This window comes from Streptomyces sp. NPDC000941 (assembly GCF_053599555.1).
Map to the genome: position 1 here is coordinate 1 of NZ_JBSFMM010000424.1, position 4,445 is coordinate 4,445.

Here is a 4,445-nt window from a genome sequence, read left to right on the forward strand (position 1 = left end):
CGAGGCGGCCCCCGGCCCCCAGCCCAGGCCCCGACAGCCGCCGCACCGCCCACCGCACCCCCGCCACCACGAAAACGCCTTGGGTCAGCTTCACCACCCCGGTGATACTCGCCGCATGGAACTCTCCCTCATCGCCGCCTTCGTCGCGGCCGCCTTCCTGCTCACCATCGCCCCCGGTCCCGACATGCTCTTCATCGTGGCCAACGCCACGGCCGGAGGCCGCCGCGCCGGAGTGGTGGCCGCGCTCGGGATGTCGACCGGGCTGGCCGTGCATACGCTCGCCGCGGCGCTCGGTCTGAGTGCGCTGTTCCGGGCGGCTCCGGAGGCGTTGGAGGTGGTGCGGCTGGCCGGTGCGGTGTTTCTGATCTACCTCGCCATCACCTCTTGGCGGGCGGGCCGCCGTACGCCCGGCCAGGCCGAGCAGGGGCCCGCGCCGGTCGCCGCCGCGCCCCGTCGGCCGCTGCGCAAGCTCTATCTGATGGCGACGCTCACCAATGTGGCCAACCCCAAGGTCATCCTCTTCTACCTGGCGTTTCTGCCGCAGTTCCTGACCGTGGGCGACGGGGCGTGGCCGGTGTGGCTGCAGCTGCTGACGCTCGGCGGGCTGTTCATCATGGTCGGGCTGCCGGTGGACGCCACGGTGGGGCTGGCCGCCGGAAGCCTGGCGGACAAGCTGCTCAGCCGGCCTTCCTTCCGCCGCCGGCTGGAGCGGGCGTCGGCCGTGATCTTCGGTGGGCTCGCGGTCCGGCTGGCGCTCGACACCCGCTGACGGACCGACAAACCGCCACAAACCTTCCGCGTGTGCCGCGGTCGCTCAGAGTCCCCTCCCCGGAAAACAACAAGGTCCGGCCCCTCTTCTTTTTTGGGCCGCGCCCGGGATATCCATGGGGTGAGCGGCCGCACACCGGCCGTGATCGGCAGAGGAATCGGCACAGACGGAAGGGACTTTGAACCATGAGCGACACGGCGCAGCCGGACCCTGGGCAGGGCGACCGGCAGGGCGGCTGGCACGTGGACGACCGCTGTACGAACTGCGATGTGGCGCGGCAGCTCGCGCCGGGGCTGATCGGCGAGGCCGACGGCCGTTCGCGGGTGTTGCGCCAGCCGCGCGACGAGGCGGAGACCAGGCTGCTGCACACCGCCGCGTACGCGTGTCACACCCGGTCGATCCGCCCTCCCGCCGGGCAGCGGCTCGATCCGGCGCTCGACCCGTTTCCGCTGGCCCTGGACGACTCCGTCCGGCTGTGCGGACACAACTCGACGCACACCGCCGCGGCCAACTCGTATCTGCTGCACCGCCGTTCGGGGAGCGTCATGGTCGACACCCCGCGCTGGAGCGAGGCGCTGGCGGGGCGGTACGAGGCGCTGGGCCCGGTGACCGATGTGCTGCTCACCCACCGCGACCACGCGGCGCACGGCCGCCGCTGGGCGGACCGCTTCGGCGCCCGGCTGTGGATCCACGAGGGCGATCTGGCCGCGGCCCCGGACGCGGACCGCGTACTGCGCGGCGTCGAGCCGGTCGAGGTGGCCGACGGCGTGGTCGCCCATCCGCTGCCCGGGCACACCGAGGGCAGCGTGCTGTACGTCGCGGACGACCGGTACTGCTTCAGCGGCGACAGCCTCTACTGGTCGCGCACCACGGCGGATATCGAGGTCGTGGAGAGCGTCACCTGGTACTCCATCGAGGAGCTGGCCGCGTCCCTGGTCCGTACGGTCCCGCGGCTGCGCTTCGAGTGGCTGCTGCCCGGCCATGGGGACCGTAAGCGGCTGCCCGCCGCCGAGACGGCCCGCCGCATGGCGGAGCTTACGGACCGGGTGCGGGCGCTGAGGCCCCAGGCGATCGACTTCTCGGCCGTACGCTGGTAAGCCCCGCACGCCGTACGCCCGCGCCCTACGCCGCCATACCGCGCACCAGCGGCGTCAGCGCCGAGCCGACCAGGGTGGCCGTGACGATGGAGCCCATGGTGATGCCCCACGCCACCGGGCCCAGCGGGGTGCAGCCGAAGAACTGGCTGACGCCCGGTGTCTGGACGATGCCCGCGAGGACCGCCGCGGAGCCGAACCCGGCGATCAGGACGTGCCGGTCCAGGCCGCCGGTGGCCAGGGTCTGGGCGAGCTGGGTGCCGACCAGGGCGACGAGCGCGACCGTGCTCGCGCGCCGGCCGCGGCCGGTGAGCCGGGCGCCGGACCAGGCCATGCCCGCGCCGAGGGCGGTGATGGCGCCGCGCAGCAGCATCTCGTGGGTCAGGGCGGTGCCCAGGGAGCGGTGCGGGCCTTCGCGCAGCAGCCGCTCGCCGGTGTGGCCGGTCGGCTCGCGCACCGCGATGGCGAGCGCGGGCGCGAGGTCGGTGAGCAGGTTGACCAGCATGATCTGCCGGGCGCTCAGCGGTGTGCCGCCGGTGAGCGCGGAGGTGACCACGCTGAAGGTGACCTCTCCCAGGTTGCCGCCGATGAGGATGGCGAGCGCGGCCCGTACCGAGGCCCACATGGCCCGCCCCTCCATGAGCGCCGAGACGATGGTCTCCAGCCGGTCGTCGCCGACGACCAGGTCGGCGGCGGCGGTCGCGGCGGGCGTGCCGCGCCGGCCGAGGGCGATCCCGACGTCCGCGAGGCGGATGGCGGGGGCGTCGTTGGCCCCGTCGCCGGTCATCGCCACGACCCGGCCGAGGCGCTGGTACGCCTGGACGATGCGGACCTTGTGGCGTGGGCTGCACCTGGCGATCACATCGACGGTGGGCAGCAGTTCGTCGAGCCTGGCGTCGTCGAGTTCGTCCAGTTCGGGGCCCGTGCACACCTTCGGTTCCGGGACGTCGCTGACGGTCGCGGCGATGGCGTCCGCGGTGGCCGGGTGGTCGCCGGTGAGCATCACGGTGTGCACACCCGCCTCGTGCAGCCGCCTGGTGGCGGGGGCGGCGCTGGTGCGGACCGGGTCGGCGAGCGCGATGAAGCCGAGGAAGTCCAGGTCCCGTACGGACTCGTCGGTCAGCTCCTCGTCGTCCGCCATGGGCCGCTCGGCGACGGCCAGGATCCGGCGGCCCGCACCGGCCAGTTCCTCGGCGCGGTCGGCGAGTTCCTTGGCGGCGGCGCTGTCCAGCGGGGTCCGTACGTCCCGGCTCCGTACGTCCCGGGTCCGCCGGTGTGCGCAGCGCAGCAGCACGTTCTCCGGTGCGCCCTTCACGCTCAGCAGCATGCGGTGGGAGGTGCGCCCGGCGGTGGCGTGGTAGGCCCGGGAGGGTTCGAAGGGCAGTGAGTCGGTGCGCCGCCAGCGGGGGGCGCCGTGTCGTACGGTGACGCCGGTGCGGCGGGCTCCGGCCATCACCGCGCGGTCGGTCTGGTGGGCCATGGGTTCGGCCTGCCGGGCGGGCGGGGTGGCGCGCAGCGCGGCGGCGAGCACGGCCTTGCGCGGGTTGTCGAGCCGGTCGGCGGGCAGTTGGTCCTCTCCGTCGCTGATGACGGACGCGAGTTGGAGGTTGCCCTCGGTGAGGGTGCCGGTCTTGTCGAAGCACAGGACGTCGGCGCGGCCCAGCGCCTCGATGGTGCGGGGGTTGCGCACCAGCGCGCCGAGGTCGGCCAGGCGGCGTGCGGCGGCGAGCTGGGCCGCGTTGACCAGGAAGGGCAGCCCTTCGGGTACGGAGGCGACGGCGAGGTTGACCGCGGAGGACAGGGTGTCGGTCAGCTTGCGGCCGTGCAGCAGTCCGGCTCCGGAGACCGCGGACGCGGAGCCGAGGGCGATGGGCACGCTGGCCCGGGTGAGCCTGCCGAGCCGGGCCTCCACGCCGGTGACGGGCGCGGCCTGACGCGCGGTGGCGAGACTGCGGCCGACCTCGGTGGAGGTGCCGGTGGCCACCACGACGGCCACCGCCCGTCCGGCGGAGACGGTGGTGCCCTCGTAGAGCATCGAGCGGCGCCCGGTGATGTCCGCGGCGGCCACCGGCGCCGGGTCCTTGGCCACCGGGAGGGATTCGCCGGTCAGCGACGATTCGTCGACCTCCAGGCCCTCGGCCTCCAGCAGCCGGCAGTCGGCGGGCACCACGTCCTCGGGGCGCAGCGCGACAATGTCGCCGGCCACCAGGTCACCGGCGGCGACCAGCCGCTCGGTGCCGCCGCGGCGTACCCGCGCGCCGATGGCGGAGCGGGCGAACAGCTCGGCCAGGGCGCGTTCGGTCCTGACCCGCTGGACCGCACCGACCAGCGCGGAGGTGCCGGTGATGGCGGCCACCAGGGCGGCGTCGGTGCGCGATCCGACGGCCGCGGCCAGCGCGGCCCCGGCGGCGAGCACCGGGGTGAGGGGGTTGGCCAGCTCCTCGATGAACGCCGAGGGCAGGCTGGTGGCGGGCGGCTCTCCGGTGCGCGGTGCGCCGGGGGCGCGGGCGCGGGCGGCGGCCTCGGCCGGGGGGTGGCCGCCGGTCCGGGTGCCCACGGGTTGCATGACGCGGGGGCCGGGC

3 protein-coding genes are annotated in these 4,445 nt (G+C 74.6%); 2 read left to right on the forward strand and 1 reads right to left on the reverse strand.

Annotated features, from left to right (window positions below; all coding sequences use genetic code 11):
* Positions 1–115: 115 nt before the first annotated feature.
* The gene (locus ACWDSL_RS52110; protein ID WP_450496643.1) at positions 116–769 is read left to right on the forward strand and encodes a LysE family translocator; all 654 of its coding nucleotides are present in this window, start codon (positions 116–118) and stop codon (positions 767–769) included.
* A 185-nt stretch (positions 770–954) separates the two neighbouring features.
* Positions 955–1,866 carry an MBL fold metallo-hydrolase gene (locus ACWDSL_RS52115; protein ID WP_450496645.1) on the forward strand — a complete coding sequence of 304 codons (912 nt, stop codon included), beginning with the start codon at positions 955–957 and terminating at the stop codon, positions 1,864–1,866.
* Between the two features lie 25 nt (positions 1,867–1,891).
* On the opposite strand, the gene ACWDSL_RS52120 is transcribed toward ACWDSL_RS52115, so the two are convergent.
* On the reverse strand, positions 1,892–4,445 hold a 2,554-nt coding region (locus ACWDSL_RS52120), incomplete at its 5' end, for a cation-translocating P-type ATPase (protein WP_450496647.1).